We start from the raw sequence: 16,297 nt of genomic DNA on the forward strand, positions 1-16,297 counted from the left end.
GGATCCGAGGTCAGGCACGGGGTGCCGTCGCGGGGACCATGGACGTCGGCCACTGCTTGCCCGGGTGGACGGCGCCGCAGTCCGGGCACTTGCGGTCGCCGTCGTAGAAGCTCTGGAAGACCGGCGGCAGGTCATCGACGATCGAGCGGACCTGGAGGTCCACGCGGTGCACGAGGTGGTGGCACTCGGGGCAGTACCACTCGAACGCCTCCCGCTGGCCCTCCGGGCGCGGGATCTCCACCACGAGACCGATCGATCCGATCTCGGGCCGCTGCGGTGAGTGCCGGACGTGCGGCGGCAGCAGGAACACATCGCCCTCGTTGATCTGGAGGTCGACCGGCGGACGGCCCTCCTCCTCCATGACGCGCAGGACCATGTTGCCCTTGAGCTGGTAGAAGAACTCCTCCTTCGGGTCGTCGTGGAAGTCGGTGCGCTGGTTCGGCCCCCCGACCACCATGACGATCAGCCCCGCGTCGTCGTACACCTGAACGTTGCCGACCGGCGGTTTGAGAAGGTCGCGATGCTCCTCGATCCACGCGTCGAAGTTGAACGGCCGCCCGAACGACAGCTGCGGCAGGGTCATGCCCCGGCCTCCTTTCCGGTGGTGCGGGCGCCGGGGATGTGGGCCACGCACGCGATCTCGATGAGCAGGTGCGGGTGCGGGAGTTGGTGGACGGCGACGGTGGTCCGGGCGGGCCCGGTCGCATCGAAGTACTCGCCGTAGACCTCGTTGTACCCGCCGAAGTCGTTCATGTTCACCAGGTAGGTGGTGACGTTGACGAGGTCGGCCAGCCCTCCCCCGGCGGCTTCGAGCAGGTCCCCGATGTTCTCGATGACGGCGCGGGTCTGCGCGCGGATGTCGAGGTCGGTGACGCCCATCGCGTCGGCGTCGGCTCCGGCGAACGTCCCGTCGGGGCGGCGCGAGCTCGTCCCGGACACGAACACCAGGTCCCCGGCACGCCTGACGTGCGGGAACCGGCCGCGCGGCCGGGCCTTCCCGGTGACGGTGATCGCCTCGTTCGTCAGATCCCGTCCCATCAGGTGGTCACCTCCACGGCGCCGAGCCCCGCGCCGATGACACGCACATGCGCGTCCTTGGGCAGCGGGACGGCGGCGGTCGCGGCGCCCGCCAGCACGATCCAGCCGGGTTCGAGCCGCATCCCGGCGCCGAGCGCCAGCCGTGCCGCCGCGCGCAGTGACCGGGCCGGATCGCCGAGGATCGCGGCGGACGACCCGGTCTGCGCGGGACGGCCGTCGATCTCCATCAGCAACCCGACATTGGACAGGTCGCGGGGCGCGTGCCAGGCGCCGAAGCCGAACCGCGCGGCGGAGGCGTTGTCGGCGATCACGTCCGGCAGCGTGAACCTGAAGTCCCGGTAGCGGGAGTCGAGCACCTCGAACCCGACCGCGACGCCCGTCACGGCCGACTCCACCTCGGCGACCGAACGGACCTCCCGCCCGATGAGGTAGGCGATCTCCGGCTCGATCCGCGGGTGGATGAGGGCCGAGAGGTCGACCGACGACTCGGCGAGCATCGCGTCGGTGAGCAGGCCCCAGATGACGTCGTCCACACCCATCTGGATCATCTTGGCGCGGCTGGTGAAGCCCATCTTGACGCCCGCGAGCCGCTCCCCCCGGCGGCGCCGTCGCTCGATGACCGCGCGCTGCACCGCATAGGCGGTGGACACGTCGAAGGGGGACGCGTCGGTGAGCGGGGGGATCGCCCGCACGTCCCGGGCGGCCTCGTCCAGCCTCGTCGCCAGGTCCCGCACGTCCACCATCAGGACTCCTCCTTGCCGAACGCGACGCGGACGTCGCCGAGGCCGTCGATGCGCGCCTCGAACACGTCGCCGGGGGCCGCGGGCACCACCGGGCCGAGCGCGCCCGTGAGCACGGTGTCACCCGCCCGCAGCGGGCGGCCGAGCCGGGCGAGCGTGTCGGCGAGCCACAGCGCCGCGTTCAGCGGATGGCCGAGGCACGCGGCGCCGTTACCGGTGGACAGTTGCTCGCCGCGGCGCTCCAAGACCATCCCGCACAGCCGCAGGTCCACGTCCGCGAGCCGGACGGGCCTGGTGCCGAGGACGTACATGCCCGAGGAGGCGTTGTCGGCGACCGTGTCGGCAAGGGTGATGTCCCAGTCGCGGACGCGGCTGCCGACGACCTCGATGGCGGGCAGCGCGAACGCGGTCGCGCGGATCAGGTCGGCGACGGTGTGCCGCTCGTGCGGCAGATCACCGTCCAGGACGAGCGCGACCTCGGCCTCCGCGCGCGGCTGCAGGACGGCGCCCGGCGGGATCTCCGCCCCGTCCGGGACGGCCATGTCGGCGAACAGCATCCCGAAGTCGGGGCTGGTGACACCGAGCTGGTCCTGCACGGCCGGCGACGTCAGGCCGATCTTGCGGCCGGTGAGGCGGCGGCCGTCGCGCAGCCAGCGCTCGGTCAGCCGGTCCTGGACGGCGTAGGCGTCGTCCGCGGAGGTGATCAGGTCACGGACGGGCGCGCACGGCACGCCCGAGGCGTGGGCGCCGAGAAGGCGTTCGGCGGCGGCGTCGATGCCGGTGGGGTCGCTGCTGGAAGGATCGGTCACGGGTCCGCTCTCAGATCTGGATGCACACGTTGACGGGTTCGGAGAAGAAGTCCAGGGAGTACTCTCCCCCCTCGCGCCCGATGCCGGACGCCTTGACGCCGCCGAACGGTGTCCGCAGATCGCGCAGGTTCCAGCAGTTCACCCAGACGATCCCGGTCTGCACGCGCGGCGCGACCCGGTGCGCCCGGGACAGGTCGCGGGTCCAGACGGTGGACGCCAGGCCGTAGGGGCTGTCGTTGGCGAGCCGGAGTGCCTCGTCCTCGGTGTCGAAGGGGGCCACGTGGCAGACGGGCCCGAAGATCTCCTCGCGGACGGTCCGGGCCGTCTCGGGCAGCCCGGTGAGCACGGTGGGCTCGACGTAGAAGCCGCCGTCCCGCGCGTCCCCGAAGGAGGGGACGCCGCCTCCGGCCACGACCTCGGCGCCCTCCTCGCGAGCGAGCCGGTAGTAGGACAGGACCTTGTCACGGTGCTCGGCCGAGATCATCGGGCCGTAGCCGTCCAGCGCCCGCGCACGCTCGGCGAGCCTGGCGACGAACTCCTCGAAGACCGGCCGTTCGACGTAGACGCGTTCGGTGCACAGGCAGATCTGCCCGGAGTGGGTGAACGAGGAGCGGACGGTGCCGTCGACGGCCGCGTCGAGGTCGGCGTCGGCGAAGACCAGCGCGGGGTTCTTGCCGCCGAGCTCGAACGAGACGGGGGTGACGTGGTCGGCGGCATTACGCATGATGGCCGCGCCGGTGGCCGACTCGCCGGTGAAGGCGATGGCGTCCACGCCCGGGTGCCCGGTCAGGAACTCGCCCGCCGCGCCCGCGCCGTGCCCGTGCACGAGGTTGAACGCGCCGGACGGCAGCCCGGCCTGGTCGATCACCTGGGCGAGCAGCGTCGCGGTCAAGGGCGTCTCCTCCGACGGCTTGGCCACGACGGCGTTCCCGGCCGCGAGGGCCGGGGCGACCTTCCAGGTCAGCAGCAGCAGCGGGAGGTTCCAGGGCGAGATGACCGCGACCACCCCGAGGGGGCGGCGGACGGTGTAGTTGAGCGCCTGCCCGGCCCCGGCGCTCCAGCCCGGGATCTGCGTCGTGTAGGCCCGTTCGGGCCGCCCGTACAGCAGCTCGGCATAGGCGCGGAAGTTGCCGATGGCGCGGGGAATGTCGACGGTGGAGGCCAGCTCGCGGGGCTTGCCGGTGTCGGCGACCTCCGCGTCGACGAACTCCTCGAACCGCGCCTGGATGCCGTCGGCGATCCGGCGCAGGGTGGCTGCGCGCTCCTCGACGCCCGTCGCGCCCCAGGGGCCGACGAGCGCGGCCTGGGCGGCCGTCACGGCGTCGTCGACGACCTCGCGGGTGGCCTCGGGGACGGCGCCCATCTCGGTGCCGTCGGCCGGCGCGACGAGAGGGAAGGCCGGACCGTCCGAACGGAAGACCCCGCCGACGTAGTGCTCAGCCTTCATCCCGTTTCCTCCACCCCGTGATCTGCCCGGACACCTGCGATCCTGCGCCACCCCAGCTATGCCTGGCAAATACCAAATCCCCCTGTTGCTATCACCAGACTGTGATAGGAAGGGGGCATGCGCGCGATCGACCTGCTCAACGGGCGGCTGAAGCTGCGACACCTCGTCCTGGTCGCGGCCATCGCCGACCAGGGCAGCGTCCTGCGGGCGGCCGAGCATCTCCATCTGGCCCAGCCCGCGGTGACGCGCAGCCTGCGCGAGGTGGAGGCGCTCCTCGGCGTGGAGCTGTTCACCCGCGGCCCCCGCGGCGTGACGCCGACGTTGTTCGGGGACGCGTTCCTCGAACACGCCCGCGCCGTCCTCGCCGAGCTGCGCCGTGCGGGCGAACGGATCTCCGGGCTCGCCGACGGCGAGGTCGGCACGGTCACGATCGGCACGCTCCTCGCGGGATCCAACGTGCTGCTCCCCCGCGCCATCGCCGCGCTGAAGAAGGACCGCCCCGGCATCACCGTGATCGTCCAGGAGGCCACGTTCGACGCGCAGGTCCCGCGACTGCTGGACGGGGAGATCGACCTGATCCTCGGGCGCCTCAACCCGATCGGCGACCTGCGGGGCCTGCGCCAGATCACCCTCTACGGCGAGCCCGTCCGCCTCGTCGCCCGCCACGACCACCCGGCGCGGACGCGGCCGGGCTTGAGCCTGGCCGACCTGCTCGACTACCCGTGGGTGCTGCCCCTGGAGCAGACGGCGTTGCGCACGGAGTTGGAGCAGCTCTTCCGCGCCGAGGGTCTCGTGCCGCCGGGGAACCTGGTGGAGTGCACCTCGGTCCTGACCGTCCGCACCCTGGTCCGCGACACTGACATGATCGCCGCACTGCCCGAGCTGGTGGCGCGGACCGACACCGGCATCGCGCCCCTTCCGGTTCCGCTGGAGACCGTCCGCCGCCAGGTGGGCGTCACCCTGCCGGCGCACCGGTCGCCGACCCCGTCCGCCCGGTTGATGCTCGACCACCTGCGCGGCGAGGCGGCCGAGATCAGCGATCTGGTGGCGGGCTGATCAGCGGGACCGGCCGATCAGCGCGAGCAGCGCCCGGAAGGCGGCCGACCCCGGATCGGCGAGATCGAGGACGACATCGAAATGGTCGCGGTCCGGCACCACCATCAGGTCGCCCGCGTTCCAGTGCGGCTGGAATCGCCGCGACTGTTCCAGGAACCCGGCGCCGTCGTGCTCGGCGACAGCGATCACGGCGGGGCACCGGCGCCGCGCGGGAAGCAGCGCCGGGCTCAGCGCGGCCGCACGGCCGACGTCCAGTCCCACCCACTGGTTGACGTACACGCGGGTCAGCGGACGGATATCGAACAGCCCGCTGAACGGCATGGCCGCCTTAACCACGTCCTCGGGCAGGCCGAGCGGCCCCTGCCATCCGCCGACCATCGTCATCCCCGTCAGGTGGCCGCCCGCCGAGCTGCCGCCGACGACGATGCGGTCCGGGTCGAGGCCGTGCTCGCGGCCGTGGCGGTGGACCCACGCGATCGACGCCCGGACCTGCCGGACGATCTCCTCCAGCGTGGCCCCGGGCGCGAGGGTGTAGTCGGGCACGACGGTGGCCACACCCCGCTCGTGCAGGGCCCGGGCCATGAAGGACGACTCGTGCCGCGACAGCGCGACCCAGTAGCCGCCGTGAAGGTAGACGAACGCGGGCCGGAGAGCGGTCCCCTCCACGCCCCACACGTCCAGGCGTTCCCCGCTCGCCTCGTCGTAGACGATCCCGGGACGTCCGGGCAGCCCGTCGACGGCCCGCGCGGACTCCGCGCGGTACCGCTGCATGTGCCGGTCGAACAGCTCGGGCCCGGCCTTGCGGCGCACGTTGTAGGCGACGTCCAACTGCTCGTCGCCCCACTCCCTGCCCGGCCAGTCATCAAGATCGACGGTCTCCACGCGCATCCTTCCGGTCGGTGACCAGCCTCCCGCCACCGGGCGCCACGATCAAATACCGATCCGGCCGGCCGCTATCACAGCCGGGCTATGCCCCCGCGCTTCCGCGGAGCCTCGTCCCATAGCGGCTCGTCCGCCTGGTGGACGCGGCCGTCCGCGCCGAAGACCAGATAGCGGTCGAGGTCGGCGGCGAACCAGCGATCGTGGGTGACGGCCAGGACCGTCCCAGAGTAGGACGCCAGAACCTCCTGCAGCGCCTCGGCGCTCGCCAGGTCGAGGTTGTCGGTGGGCTCGTCGAGCAGCAGGAGCGTCGCGCCCGAGAGCTCCAACAGGAGGATCTGGAGCCGGGCCTGCTGACCGCCCGAGAGCGTCTCGAACGGGCGGGATCCGGCGGGAGCCAGTTCGTAGCGCGCGAGGGCGGCCATGGCGTCGTTGCGGGACAGCGCGTACTCCGACATCACGATCTCGACGGGGGAACGGCCGTGCAGGTCCGGGCGTGCATGGGTCTGGACGAAGTGGCCCGGGACGACCCTCGCCCCCAGGTGGAAGGCTCCGCCGTGCAGGACGTCGTCACCGGCCAGCAGGCGCAGAAACGTCGACTCGCCCGAGCCGTTCGAACCCAGCACCCCGACGCGCTCCCCGAACCAGACCTCGGTGCCGAAGGGGCGCGTAAGGCCGGTCAGCTCCAGCGAGTCGCAGGTCAGAGCACGCTTGCCCGTCCTGCCACCGCGCAGGCGCAACCGCACTGGTGTCGGGCTGGCGCGCCGCGATGCTCCGCCATCCGTGGTCGGCGTCCGTCCTCGGCGGGCGGCCCCTCCTCGGCCCGAACGTCCTCGCCCGCACCGAATTCCTGTTCGCGTCCCTCGCCACGCTGGGCCTGAGCGGCCCGCGACTCGCCGCCACCGCGTACGCGCTGGCCAACTACGTCATCGGATCGGCGCTGATGGAGGTCGGCGCACGCGGCGGCGAGGCGACCGCGCAGGAGCCCGCGGCGGGCTACCTGGAGCGCAACCGGGACCGGTATCCGAGCCTCGCCGAGCACGGCCATCTCGACGGGCTCGACTGGGATGCGGCGTTCGTCCAGGGCCTCGGGCACCTGCTGGACGGGATCGCCGGAACGCTGCCGCGATCCGGGGAGACGGTCAGGAGTTGAGGTAGGCCAGGACGGCGAGGACGCGGCGGTGCCCGCTGTCGCTGGGCGGCAGGCCGAGCTTGGCGAACACCGCGCCGATGTGCTTGCTGACCGAGCGTTCGGTGATCACCAGTGTGGTGGCGATGGTGGCGTTGTCCAGGCCCTGCGCCATGAGCGCGAGCACCTCCCGCTCGCGGGGTGTGAGCGCCTGGAGGGGGTCGCGGCGGGCGGTCATCAGCTGGGAGACGACCTCGGGGTCCAGCGCGGTGCCGCCGGCGGCGACGCGCGTGAGGGCGTCCAGGAACTCATCGACCCGGCTCACCCGGTCCTTGAGCAGGTAGCCGACGCCTTCGGCGCCCCCGGCGAGCAGTTCGGCGGCGTAGGTCTCCTCGACGTACTGCGACAGCACGAGCAGCGGCAGCCCCGGCAGCCGCTTGCGGGCCTCGACGGCGGCGCGCAGCCCCTCGTCGCGGAAGCCGGGCGGGAGCCGGACGTCGAGCACGGCGGCGTCGGGACGGTGCTCCAGCAGCGCGGGCAGCACGGCCGGCCCGGTGTCGGCCACGGCCACGACCTCATGCCCGTCCGAGGACAGCAGCAGGACCAGACCCTCGCGCAGCAGAACGTTGTCCTCGGCGATCACGATCCGCACGGCAGGGCCACCTCAAGCGTCGTGCCTCCCCCGTCGGGGCTGTCGATGCGGGTGACGCCGTCGAGCGCCGCCACCCGGCGGCGGATGCCCGCGAGCCCGCTGCCGCGGCCGGCGTCGGCCCCGCCCTTCCCATCATCTCGCACCACGATGCTCAGCAGGGCCCCGTCTCGGCGGACGGTGACCCACGCGCGGGCCGCACCGCTGTGCTTGGCGACGTTGGTGAGGGCCTCGGCGACGACGAAGTAGGCGGCGGCCTCGACGGCGGCGGGCGCCCGGGCGTCCGTGAGGTCCATCTCGACCGGGATCGGCCGCCCCGCCGCCAGCGCGCGGAGCGCCCCGGCGAGGCCCCGGTCGGACAGGATCGGCGGGTAGATCCCGCGGATCACCGTGCGCAGCTGGGTGAGGGCCTCCTCCACACCCTCCCTGGCCTCCAGGAACAGGGTCCGTGCGGCGTCCGGTTCGGCGTCGAAGCGACGGTCGGCGAGTCCGAGCCGCAGCGCCGCCGCGACGAGCTGCGCCTGCGTCCCGTCGTGCAGATCCCGCTCGATGCGGCGCAGCTCGGCGCCGTGCGCCTCCAGGGCCTCTGCCCGGGTCTCGGTCAGCTGCTCGACCCGCTCGGTCAGGCTGGAGCGGCGGGTGGGGCCCAGCAGCACCTCGGCCAGCCTCGCCTGCCAGCGCGCGAGCCGCGGCACCAGCCACAGCAGGAGGAACACGTCCAGGGCAACCTGAAGGAAAGGCAGGGTCAGCGCCTTGGGCCAGCTGTCCAGGGTCACGAACGCCGACTGGGACCCCTCCGGCGCAGCCCACCACCACAGCGGCTGCGAGAACGAGAACGGGATCGCCGGCCACAGCCCGACCGCGAAGACCCCCGCCACCAGCCCCAGGACCCCGTGCACCCCGATCCACGCCACGTCCCGCCACAGCGCCGGGGACCACATCAGCCGGCGCGCCTCGTCCGACTTCGCGTCCCCCAGCTCCCGGTACGGCACGGGGATCTCATGCCCCAGCAGACGGGCCGCGCGACGCCGCTCAAGGTTCGCGAGCGCGCGCAGCGGCTTCACCGCGTACGGCAGCCACGGCAGCGTGATCACCAGCAGCGCCAGGAATACCAGCACGGGGCCGATCCCCAGCAGGGCGGGCACGGCGGTGAGCAACCCGGTCAGAAGGTAGCGGGTCGCCTCTGCGCTGCGTCTCAATGCCCTGGTCATGTCTCCTCGAACCACACGGTAGGGGAAGCCGTGGCGCCGCGCACCGGGGCCCGCCCCCAGGACGTCGGTGGAGCGGACTACACCCGCTTTGCAACGGTGCGTGACCGAAGGCGGCGGCTCGCCCCCAGGGAACGCCGGGCGCCGTTACCATCTCGGAGTGCCAAGATCCCGTTGGCATGCTCTGTACCGGAACGGCGTGAAATGGATGACCTAGAGGTCCGGCGGCACCTGCCGGACAATCTGCCGCAGCTGTTCGCCGGCGACGGGGACGACCCCGCCGGGCGGACGCTGTCGGTGCCGCTGCCCGAGGGGGACGTGGTGTGGCCCGACCCCGGTTACCCCCAGCGCCAGCTGCTGCTGCGCCCTGCGTTCTGGCTGAGCGATGAGCCGGTCCACGGCGAGCTGTGGGGACGGCTGCGCGCCGAGCACCCCCGGTCCGGGCTGTGGCCGCTGCTGATGGACGAGACCGACCAGCCGTGGGCGGCCGGGCAGATCGCCCCCGAGCCGGTGGCCGAGGTCGGCAACTACGCCCCCCACGCGTTCATGTACGAGGTGTGGGCCGACTGGGCGGAGCAGGCCGCGGCCGAGGACCACCGCGACCTGGCCCCCTTCGGTCGGCACTGCCCCGGGCCCGCCGCACCTGGCCACCCGGTGGACGACCCGGACGCGATGGCCGACCGCCACGCCCGCACGCTCGGCGCGCGTAGACCCTCGCTCGGGCTCGCCGCCGTGGAGCGCGGCGCGGACGCGCTCGCCGCCGTCGGCTGGCAGGGCGCCCTCAACCACAACGAGTGGACGGCGCCGCTCGCGGCCGTCGTCCGCAGCTGGGAGGAGCGCTTCGGTGCGCGCGTGGTCGGGCTCGGCTTCAACACCCTGGAGCTCAGCGTCTCCGCGCCGCCGGTGACGACCCGGCACGCCGTCCACGTCGCGGCCGAGCACTGGGCGTTCTGCCCCGACATCCTCTTTCAGGGACCAGGTACCCTCGCCGGTTACGCCGAGGAGATCCGCGGCAAGACCTGGTGGTCGTTCTGGTGGGACTGACCAGGCCGGGGCGGGCCCTGCCCGCGATCGTCGCGGCGGCCCTCACCGTCACCCTCGGCACCGACGTCGCCGTGATCTTCGCGCGGCGTCCGGCGGAGCGCGCCCGGAACCTCGTGTCGGTGCCGGACGGTGCGGCGCCCGCGCCGCCCGCCGTCGCGCCGCTGACCCGCCGCTACACCCCGCACCTGCTGATCGCCGGTACCGCGCCGCTGCCGTCTTCGGCCGTCGAGCGCGCCCGGCGGCTGAAGGGCGTCGCGGGGGCGACGGTCGTCGACGCGGCCCTCGCCCGGGTCGGCGGGCGGCGGGTCGGGCTGCTCGGCGTCGACCCGTCCACGTTCCGGGCGTTCGCGCCGCCGCGGACCGCCGAGTCGGACGGACTGTGGCAGACGATCGCCACCGGCGGGCTCGCCGTCTCCTTCGACCTCGGCGAGGACGGGGCGCTGCCCCTCGGAGGGGTCGTGCAGGCGGGCTCCAGCGCGCATCCGGGACGGTTGCGGGTCGGCGCCTATGCCTCGATGGGCATCGGCGACGTCGACGCGGTGGTCTCGCGCGCGCAGGCCCGCACGCTCGGCCTGCCGGACGGCAACGGGCTCGTCCTCAGTGCCCCGAGGACCGACGTCGGACGGCTGACCGGGCAGCTCAGGCGGATCCTGCCGCGCGGCACGAAGGTGGCGCAGCTGAACAGGCGGTCACCCCCGCTTGAGACCGGGGGCGGTCCCCAGGTGACGGGCCGCCCGGACGGCGCACAGGGCATCCGCTCGCCGATCACCGGGAACACGATGACGCCGACGATGCGGACCGTCCTGCTGGAGATCAACGGAATGTTCGGGCCGTTTCCGGCGATCGGCTGCCACCGCTCGGACGCCGATGCGCAGGACCACGGCGAGGGCCGGGCCTGCGACTTCATGGAGGGCACCGGGGGCCTTATGCCGAGTGCGGGCGCGCAGCGGCACGGCGACCAGGTCGCCCAGTACACGATCACCAACGCGCGGCGGCTCGGGATCTCCTACGTCATCTGGAAGCAGCACATCTGGAACGTGCGCGGCGGCGGTTGGCGCCCGATGGCCGACCGCGGCGGCATCACCGCCAACCACTACGACCACGTGCACATCTCGGTGCTGCGCTGAGGTCCGCCGATGCCGCGCCGGCGCCCGCTCAGGGCGTGGCCAGCTGGCACCAGACGACCTTGCCGCCGCTGGTGCGGCGGACGCCCCACCGCTCCGCGAGCCTGCCGACCACGTGCAGGCCGCGGCCCGTCTCCAGCATGTCGTGCTCCTCCTGGTGGCGGATCCGGGGGCGGCCGTCGGAGCGGTCGAACACCTCGCACACCAGCCCGCCCTCTCGGACGAGCCGGAGCGTGATACGGCCGCCCGCGTGCCGGATCGCGTTGGTGACCAGCTCGGAGACCAGCAGGACCGTGGTGTCGGCCATCTCCCCCAGACCCCAGCGGCCGAGCCGGTCGCGCACGAGCCCGCGCGCCCGCCGCACGGCCGCCGGCTCGGCGGGCAGGTCCCAGGACGCATGGTGGTCGGACGGGATGCGCCGCAGCCGCGCCACCAGCATCGCGATGTCGTCGCGGTGCTGGTCGTCATAGACGCCGTCCAGGGCGGCCTGGCACAGCTCCTCCAGCGGACGGGCGGCGGCGTTGAGCCCGAACGTCTGCTGGAGGCGGGCGAGACCGTCGTCGATGTCGCGGGCCCGGTTCTCCACCAGCCCGTCGGTGTACAGGAACAGCAGTGTCCCGTCCTCGACGGTGAACTCGCGGCTGACGATGGGCCCGTCGCCGACCCCGAGCGGCGGCGCGGGCGGCACGTCCAGGTAGTCCGAGTCGGCCCCGGGCGGCGCGATCAGCGGTGGCAGGTGCCCGGCGCTGGCGACCTCGCAGCGGCCGCTGACCGCGTCGTAGACCACGTACGCGCAGGTGGCGAAGTGCGGCTCGCGCTCGCCGAGCGTCCGCATCAGCGAGTCCAGCCGCTCCAGCGCCTCCGCGGGCGGCAACTCCAGTCCGGCGAGGGTGTGGATGGCGGTGCGGAGCCGCCCCATGGTGACCGCGGCCTTGACGCCGTGCCCGGCCACGTCCCCGACGACGAGGGCGACCCGCGCGCCGGGCAGGGCGATCGACTCGTACCAGTCGCCGCCGACCTCGATGAGCCGGCTGCCCGGCAGGTAACGGTGGTGCACCTCGACCGGCGACGGCGCCGACAGCCCGGTCGGCAGCAGGCTGCGCTGGAGGGTGAGCGCGGTCGCCCGCTCCCGCGAGTACTGCCGGGCGCTCTCGACGAAGATGGACGCGCGGCTGGCGAACTCCATTCCGATCTCGACGTCGTAGGCGTCGAACGGGCGGTGCGCGACGCTGCGGGTGCACACGAAGAAGCCGAGCACGGCCGCGGCGGAGGTGATCGGCAGCAGCAGCATCGAGGCGCCCTTGAGCAGGTCGGCGACCGGCGGGCGGCGCCAGGCGGCGGCGATCCGGGCCGCGCCGTCGCCGCCGAGGCCCACCAGCACCGGCTCCCCCGTCTCCATGCACCGCGCGTACGGGGTGCCGGCCGGATAGACGAGCGCCTCACCGGTGGGGAACGTCGCGTCCCAGGCGGGATCACCGTCGTCGAAGCCGAGGGCCATCCGGCGCAGGAGCAGCGCCCCCTCGGGTCCGACGGGCGGCTCGTCGGCGTCCACCAGGCTCTCCAGCAACAGCAGCGCTCCGGAGTTGCAGAAGTGCGGGATGAGCACGTCCATCAGGCCGCGCGCGAGCAGATCCAGATCGAGCGTGGAGCCGATGCGGGGCAGCGCGTCGTCCAGGAGAGCGCGGCGGATCACCGCCGGGTCGACGAACCGGTCGGCGAGCGGCACCGGGACGCGCACGACGGCGAGCGCCGCGAGACCGGGCGAGCCGCCGCTCATCGGGTGCACGGTGACGACGGCGTCCAGCGTCGCGCCCGCCGGGGTCTCCACGGCGAGCATGGCGGTGCGCTCCCGCCCGGCCGTCAGCGCCTCCAGCAGCGGCTTGCGCGCACCGGCGATCACCTCGTCGAGGTGGGCGCCGTGCAGCCCGTCCGGTTTCGGAGACAGAACGGCGGCGGCGTTACGGTCGAACTGGAGTATTCTCCCCGACGAATCCATGCCGAGAATAAGAATTCGGGTGGACGACTCCATCGCTCGATTATGGGACATGGAGCGTCTCCATGAGGTCGATACGGCGGGGGAAACCCATCCGCAACCCCGATCCCGTGGGGGCTGTAGGGGGCCGGCCGATATCGGGCCAGGTAAGCGGAATTCCTCACCCTCGGCACGGGGAAATCATTCCAGATCATACTGTCAGGGTTTCCCGAACACCTGCGGCGGCGGCACGGGTGCGGTGATCTCCTCACCGTCGTGCAACGGCGCCGCGCCGGCGCAGAACGCGGTCAGGTCGTGGCCGTCCACCAGCCGGGCCCGCGTGAGGCCGCCCGCCGCGCGCCGGGTCAGCTCGGAGGCCGGCAGTGGCTCGCGCGACGCCGCGACGATGAGGTTGCCGAACCGGCGGCCGCGCAGCACGCCCGGGTCGCCCATCAGCAGCGTGTGCGGGAACACCGACCGCACGGTCGCCGCGACCCGCCGCGCGAACGGAAGGCGGAACCCGTCGGCGACGTTGACCAGGTAGGTGCCGCGGGGGCGCAGCACTCGCGCGACGTCCTGGACGAACTCACGGGTGGCCAGCTCGACCGGCATGGACGCCTCGGCGAACGCGTCCATCACGACCAGGTCGTCCGCCTCGTCTGCGACCGCGGCGACGCCGGTGCGGCCGTCGGTGATGCGGATCTTCAGGCCGGGGACGTTCTTGACCGGCAACTGCTCTCGCACGAGTTGCACCAGGTCTCCGTCCGGCTCCAGCACCACTTGCCGGGAGCCCGGACGGGTCGCGGCGATGTAGCGCGGCAGCGTGCATCCGGCGCCGCCGACGTGCACGGCGTCGAACGCCTCGCCGACCAGGCCGAGCTCGTCCACGACATCGCCCATCAGCCGCATGTACTCGAAATCGAGGTAGGTGGGGTCGGTGAGGTCCACGTACGACTGGGGGACCCCGCCGACGAGCAGCATCCACCCGCCGTCCCGGTCGGCGTCCCGCAGGAGCTCGGCCTCCCCTCCGGCGATCCGGTACCGGTCCGGCTGGGGGTCCCGCCTGCCCTTGCGCGCCATCCCCCCACCCTACGGACCCCCCTCCGCATCAGGGCCGGCGCGTGCCCCGCCACGGCTGAGCGGTACCGGCCGCGCTCAGCCCAGCTCGGTGAGGGCCTCCTCCTCGGCGGCGAAGTGACAGGCGCTCGGGTGGGCGGAGCCGTCCCGCGGCCGCAGGGGCGGCTCCTCTCCTGCGCACACGTCCTGTGCCTTCCAGCAGCGGGTACGGAACCGGCAGCCGGACGGCGGGTCCAGCGGCGACGGCGGCTCCCCCACCAGCCGGATCTGCCCCGACAGGCCGGGCGCGTCCGGATCGGGCACCGGGACGGCGGACAGCAGGGCCTGCGTGTACGGGTGGGTCGGATGGTCGTAGATCCGCGTCTGGTCGCCGGTCTCCACGACCTTGCCGAGATACATGACGGCGACGCGGTCGGAGATATGGCGCACCGCGGCGAGGTCGTGCGCGATGAACACGTAGGCCAGGCCGAGTTCCCGCTGGAGCTCGGCGAGCAGGTTCATCACCTGGGCCTGGACGGAGACGTCCAGCGCCGACACCGGCTCATCGCAGACGATCACGTCGGGGCGCAGCGCGAGGGCCCGGGCGATCCCGACGCGCTGGCGCTGCCCGCCGGAGAACTGGTGCGGGTACCGGTTGACATGCCCTGGGTCGAGACCGACGAGTTCGAGCAGTTCGCGGACGCGCGCACGCCGCTCCGTCCGGGGTGCCACCTCCGGATGGATCGCGAACGGCTCACCCACGATGTCGCCTACGGTCATCCGGGGGTTCAGGGACGAGTACGGGTCCTGCAACACCATCTGAACGCGGCGGCGAAGCGCGCGCAGCTCGGCCTTGGGCAGCGCGAAGATGTCGCGGCCCTCGAACCGGACGGTCCCGGCGGTGGGCCGTTCGGCCGCCAGCAGCAACTTCGCCAGCGTGGACTTGCCGCAGCCGGACTCGCCGACGACGCCGAGGGTCTCGCCGCGCCGCAGCTCCAGGTCCACGCCGTCCACCGCCCGGACCCGGCCGACCGTACGCTTGACCACCACGCCGCGGGTCACCGGGTAGTGCTTGACCAGGCCCTCCACCCGCAGGATCGGATCCTCAGCCGTCTCCGGCACGGTGCACCTCCTCGGCGAAGTGGCAGGCGGCGTCGTGTCCGGGCGCGACGGCGACCGGCGCCGGCCGCACCACCGCGCAGACCGCCTCGGCTCGGGGGCAGCGAGGGTGGAAAGGACAGCCGGGCGGGAGCGCCGCGGGATCGGGGGGCGTCCCCCTGATCGGGACGAGCGGCGCGCCGCGCCGGTCGAGGCGCGGCACCGAGGCCAGCAGGCCCCGGGTGTAGGGGTGCGCGGGCCGGGCGTACAGCTCGCGGGCGGGCGCCTGTTCGGCGACCGAGCCCGCGTACATGACGACGATCCGGTCCGCGACGCCGGCGACGACGCCGAGGTCGTGGGTGATCAGCACCATGCCCATGCGCAGCTCCTCCTGGAGCCCGGCGAGCAGCCGCATGATCTGGGCCTGGACGGTCACGTCGAGGGCGGTGGTGGGCTCGTCGGCGATCAGCACGTCCGGCTCCAGCGCCAGCGCCATCGCGATCATGATGCGCTGGCGCATGCCGCCGGAGAACTGGTGCGGGTAGTCGCCGAGCCGTCGCGCGGCGGACGGGATGTGCACCCGCTCCATCAACTCCACCGCCTTGGCCGTGGCCGCCCTTCGCCGCATCCCGCGGTGCACCTGGTACATCTCGCGGATCTGGTCCCCGACCGTGAACACTGGATTGAGCGCGCTCAACGCGTCCTGGAAGACCATCGCGACGTGGTCGCCGCGGTACTGGCGGCGGCGCCGCTCGGGCAGGCCGAGCAGTTCCTCGCCGCGTAGCCGTACCGACCCGCCGGTGACCCGTGCGGGCGGGGTGTCCAGGATGCCCATGACGGCCTGCGCCGCGACGCTCTTACCCGACCCGGACTCGCCGAGGATCGCGACCGTCTCGGCCTCGGCGAGGGTGTAGGACAGTCCGTTCACCGCCCGCACGTCCTGGCCCCGGACGTCGAACCGCACATGCAGATCGTCCACTGCGAGGAGCGGTCGGGCAGGGAGCGGCTCGCCGGCCGCCGTGTCCTTCAGGTCCGTTGTCATCGTCGT

The 16,297-nt window shown here is 73.1% G+C and carries 16 protein-coding genes and 1 pseudogene; 4 read left to right on the forward strand and 13 right to left on the reverse strand.

Translation table 11 applies throughout. The features are described 5' to 3' along the window. Positions 1-10 precede the first annotated feature (10 nt). The 5 genes from AMA02S_RS37070 to AMA02S_RS37090 are packed head-to-tail and all read right to left on the reverse strand — an operon-like array spanning position 11 to position 4,034. Complete coding sequence (locus tag AMA02S_RS37070; RefSeq protein ID WP_067468808.1) at positions 11-583, reverse strand: 3-hydroxyanthranilate 3,4-dioxygenase; 573 nt, start codon at positions 581-583, stop codon at positions 11-13. Beyond that, complete coding sequence (locus AMA02S_RS37075; protein ID WP_067468810.1) at positions 580-1,038, reverse strand: RidA family protein; 459 nt, start codon at positions 1,036-1,038, stop codon at positions 580-582. The genes AMA02S_RS37070 and AMA02S_RS37075 overlap by 4 nt, the downstream gene beginning before the upstream one ends. Further along, entirely contained in the window at positions 1,038-1,781 is a 744-nt protein-coding gene (locus AMA02S_RS37080; RefSeq protein ID WP_067468812.1) for a 2-keto-4-pentenoate hydratase, read from the reverse strand. The genes AMA02S_RS37075 and AMA02S_RS37080 overlap by 1 nt, the downstream gene beginning before the upstream one ends. Next, a complete protein-coding gene (locus tag AMA02S_RS37085; protein ID WP_067468814.1) occupies positions 1,781-2,587 on the reverse strand; it encodes a 2-keto-4-pentenoate hydratase in 807 nt (268 codons plus the stop codon). Before AMA02S_RS37085 ends, AMA02S_RS37080 begins: the two co-directional genes overlap by 1 nt. 10 nt (positions 2,588-2,597) lie before the next feature. Beyond that, the gene (locus AMA02S_RS37090) at positions 2,598-4,034 is read right to left on the reverse strand and encodes a 2-hydroxymuconic semialdehyde dehydrogenase (protein WP_067468817.1); all 1,437 of its coding nucleotides are present in this window, start codon (positions 4,032-4,034) and stop codon (positions 2,598-2,600) included. A gap of 117 nt (positions 4,035-4,151) precedes the next feature. On the opposite strand from AMA02S_RS37090, the gene AMA02S_RS37095 reads away from it, so the two are divergent. Further along, positions 4,152-5,090, forward strand: coding sequence for a LysR substrate-binding domain-containing protein (locus AMA02S_RS37095; protein ID WP_067468820.1), 939 nt, complete (start codon positions 4,152-4,154; stop codon positions 5,088-5,090). Here the strand turns inward: AMA02S_RS37095 and AMA02S_RS37100 are convergent, their stop codons facing one another. After that, positions 5,091-5,972, reverse strand: a complete 882-nt coding sequence (locus AMA02S_RS37100; protein WP_245667998.1) for an alpha/beta hydrolase — start codon at positions 5,970-5,972, stop codon at positions 5,091-5,093. Positions 5,973-6,046: 74 nt separating this feature from the next. Next, positions 6,047-6,715: pseudogene (locus AMA02S_RS37105) on the reverse strand (ATP-binding cassette domain-containing protein); the annotation flags it as partial. Positions 6,716-6,717: 2 nt separating this feature from the next. Here AMA02S_RS37105 and AMA02S_RS37110 point away from each other — a divergent pair. Then, positions 6,718-7,122, forward strand: a complete 405-nt coding sequence (locus AMA02S_RS37110) for a TetR/AcrR family transcriptional regulator C-terminal domain-containing protein (RefSeq protein WP_157431079.1) — start codon at positions 6,718-6,720, stop codon at positions 7,120-7,122. Here the strand turns inward: AMA02S_RS37110 and AMA02S_RS37115 are convergent. Continuing rightward, on the reverse strand, positions 7,112-7,750 hold the full coding sequence (locus AMA02S_RS37115; protein ID WP_067468829.1) for a LuxR C-terminal-related transcriptional regulator: 639 nt from the start codon (positions 7,748-7,750) through the stop codon (positions 7,112-7,114). The genes AMA02S_RS37110 and AMA02S_RS37115 overlap by 11 nt on opposite strands. Continuing rightward, the gene (locus AMA02S_RS37120) at positions 7,738-8,958 is read right to left on the reverse strand and encodes a sensor histidine kinase (protein ID WP_067468832.1); all 1,221 of its coding nucleotides are present in this window, start codon (positions 8,956-8,958) and stop codon (positions 7,738-7,740) included. The genes AMA02S_RS37115 and AMA02S_RS37120 overlap by 13 nt, the downstream gene beginning before the upstream one ends. A gap of 201 nt (positions 8,959-9,159) precedes the next feature. On the opposite strand from AMA02S_RS37120, the gene AMA02S_RS37125 reads away from it, so the two are divergent. Continuing rightward, positions 9,160-9,999 (forward strand): DUF4253 domain-containing protein, encoded by an 840-nt coding sequence (locus tag AMA02S_RS37125; protein ID WP_067468835.1) that lies wholly within the window; start codon positions 9,160-9,162, stop codon positions 9,997-9,999. Further along, positions 9,990-11,126, forward strand: coding sequence for a VldE C-terminal domain-containing protein (locus tag AMA02S_RS37130; RefSeq protein ID WP_245667999.1), 1,137 nt, complete (start codon positions 9,990-9,992; stop codon positions 11,124-11,126). The genes AMA02S_RS37125 and AMA02S_RS37130 overlap by 10 nt, the downstream gene beginning before the upstream one ends. A 28-nt stretch (positions 11,127-11,154) precedes the next feature. Here AMA02S_RS37130 and AMA02S_RS37135 read toward each other — a convergent pair whose 3' ends face one another. The 4 genes from AMA02S_RS37135 to AMA02S_RS37150 all read right to left on the reverse strand — a co-directional run bounded on the left by AMA02S_RS37135 (position 11,155) and on the right by AMA02S_RS37150 (position 16,291). After that, positions 11,155-13,119, reverse strand: a complete 1,965-nt coding sequence (locus AMA02S_RS37135) for an ATP-binding SpoIIE family protein phosphatase (protein ID WP_084265995.1) — start codon at positions 13,117-13,119, stop codon at positions 11,155-11,157. 195 nt (positions 13,120-13,314) lie between these two features. Continuing rightward, positions 13,315-14,175, reverse strand: coding sequence for a spermidine synthase (locus AMA02S_RS37140; RefSeq protein ID WP_067468841.1), 861 nt, complete (start codon positions 14,173-14,175; stop codon positions 13,315-13,317). Between the two features lie 75 nt (positions 14,176-14,250). Beyond that, positions 14,251-15,273 carry an ABC transporter ATP-binding protein gene (locus AMA02S_RS37145; RefSeq protein ID WP_067468844.1) on the reverse strand — a complete coding sequence of 341 codons (1,023 nt, stop codon included), beginning with the start codon at positions 15,271-15,273 and terminating at the stop codon, positions 14,251-14,253. Beyond that, entirely contained in the window at positions 15,257-16,291 is a 1,035-nt protein-coding gene (locus tag AMA02S_RS37150) for an ABC transporter ATP-binding protein (protein WP_067468944.1), read from the reverse strand. Before AMA02S_RS37150 ends, AMA02S_RS37145 begins: the two co-directional genes overlap by 17 nt. Between the last annotated feature and the right edge of the window lie 6 nt (positions 16,292-16,297).

It is taken from the genome of Actinomadura macra NBRC 14102 (assembly GCF_001552215.1).
In the GTDB taxonomy this organism is placed as follows: Bacteria; Actinomycetota; Actinomycetes; order Streptosporangiales; family Streptosporangiaceae; genus Spirillospora; species Spirillospora macra.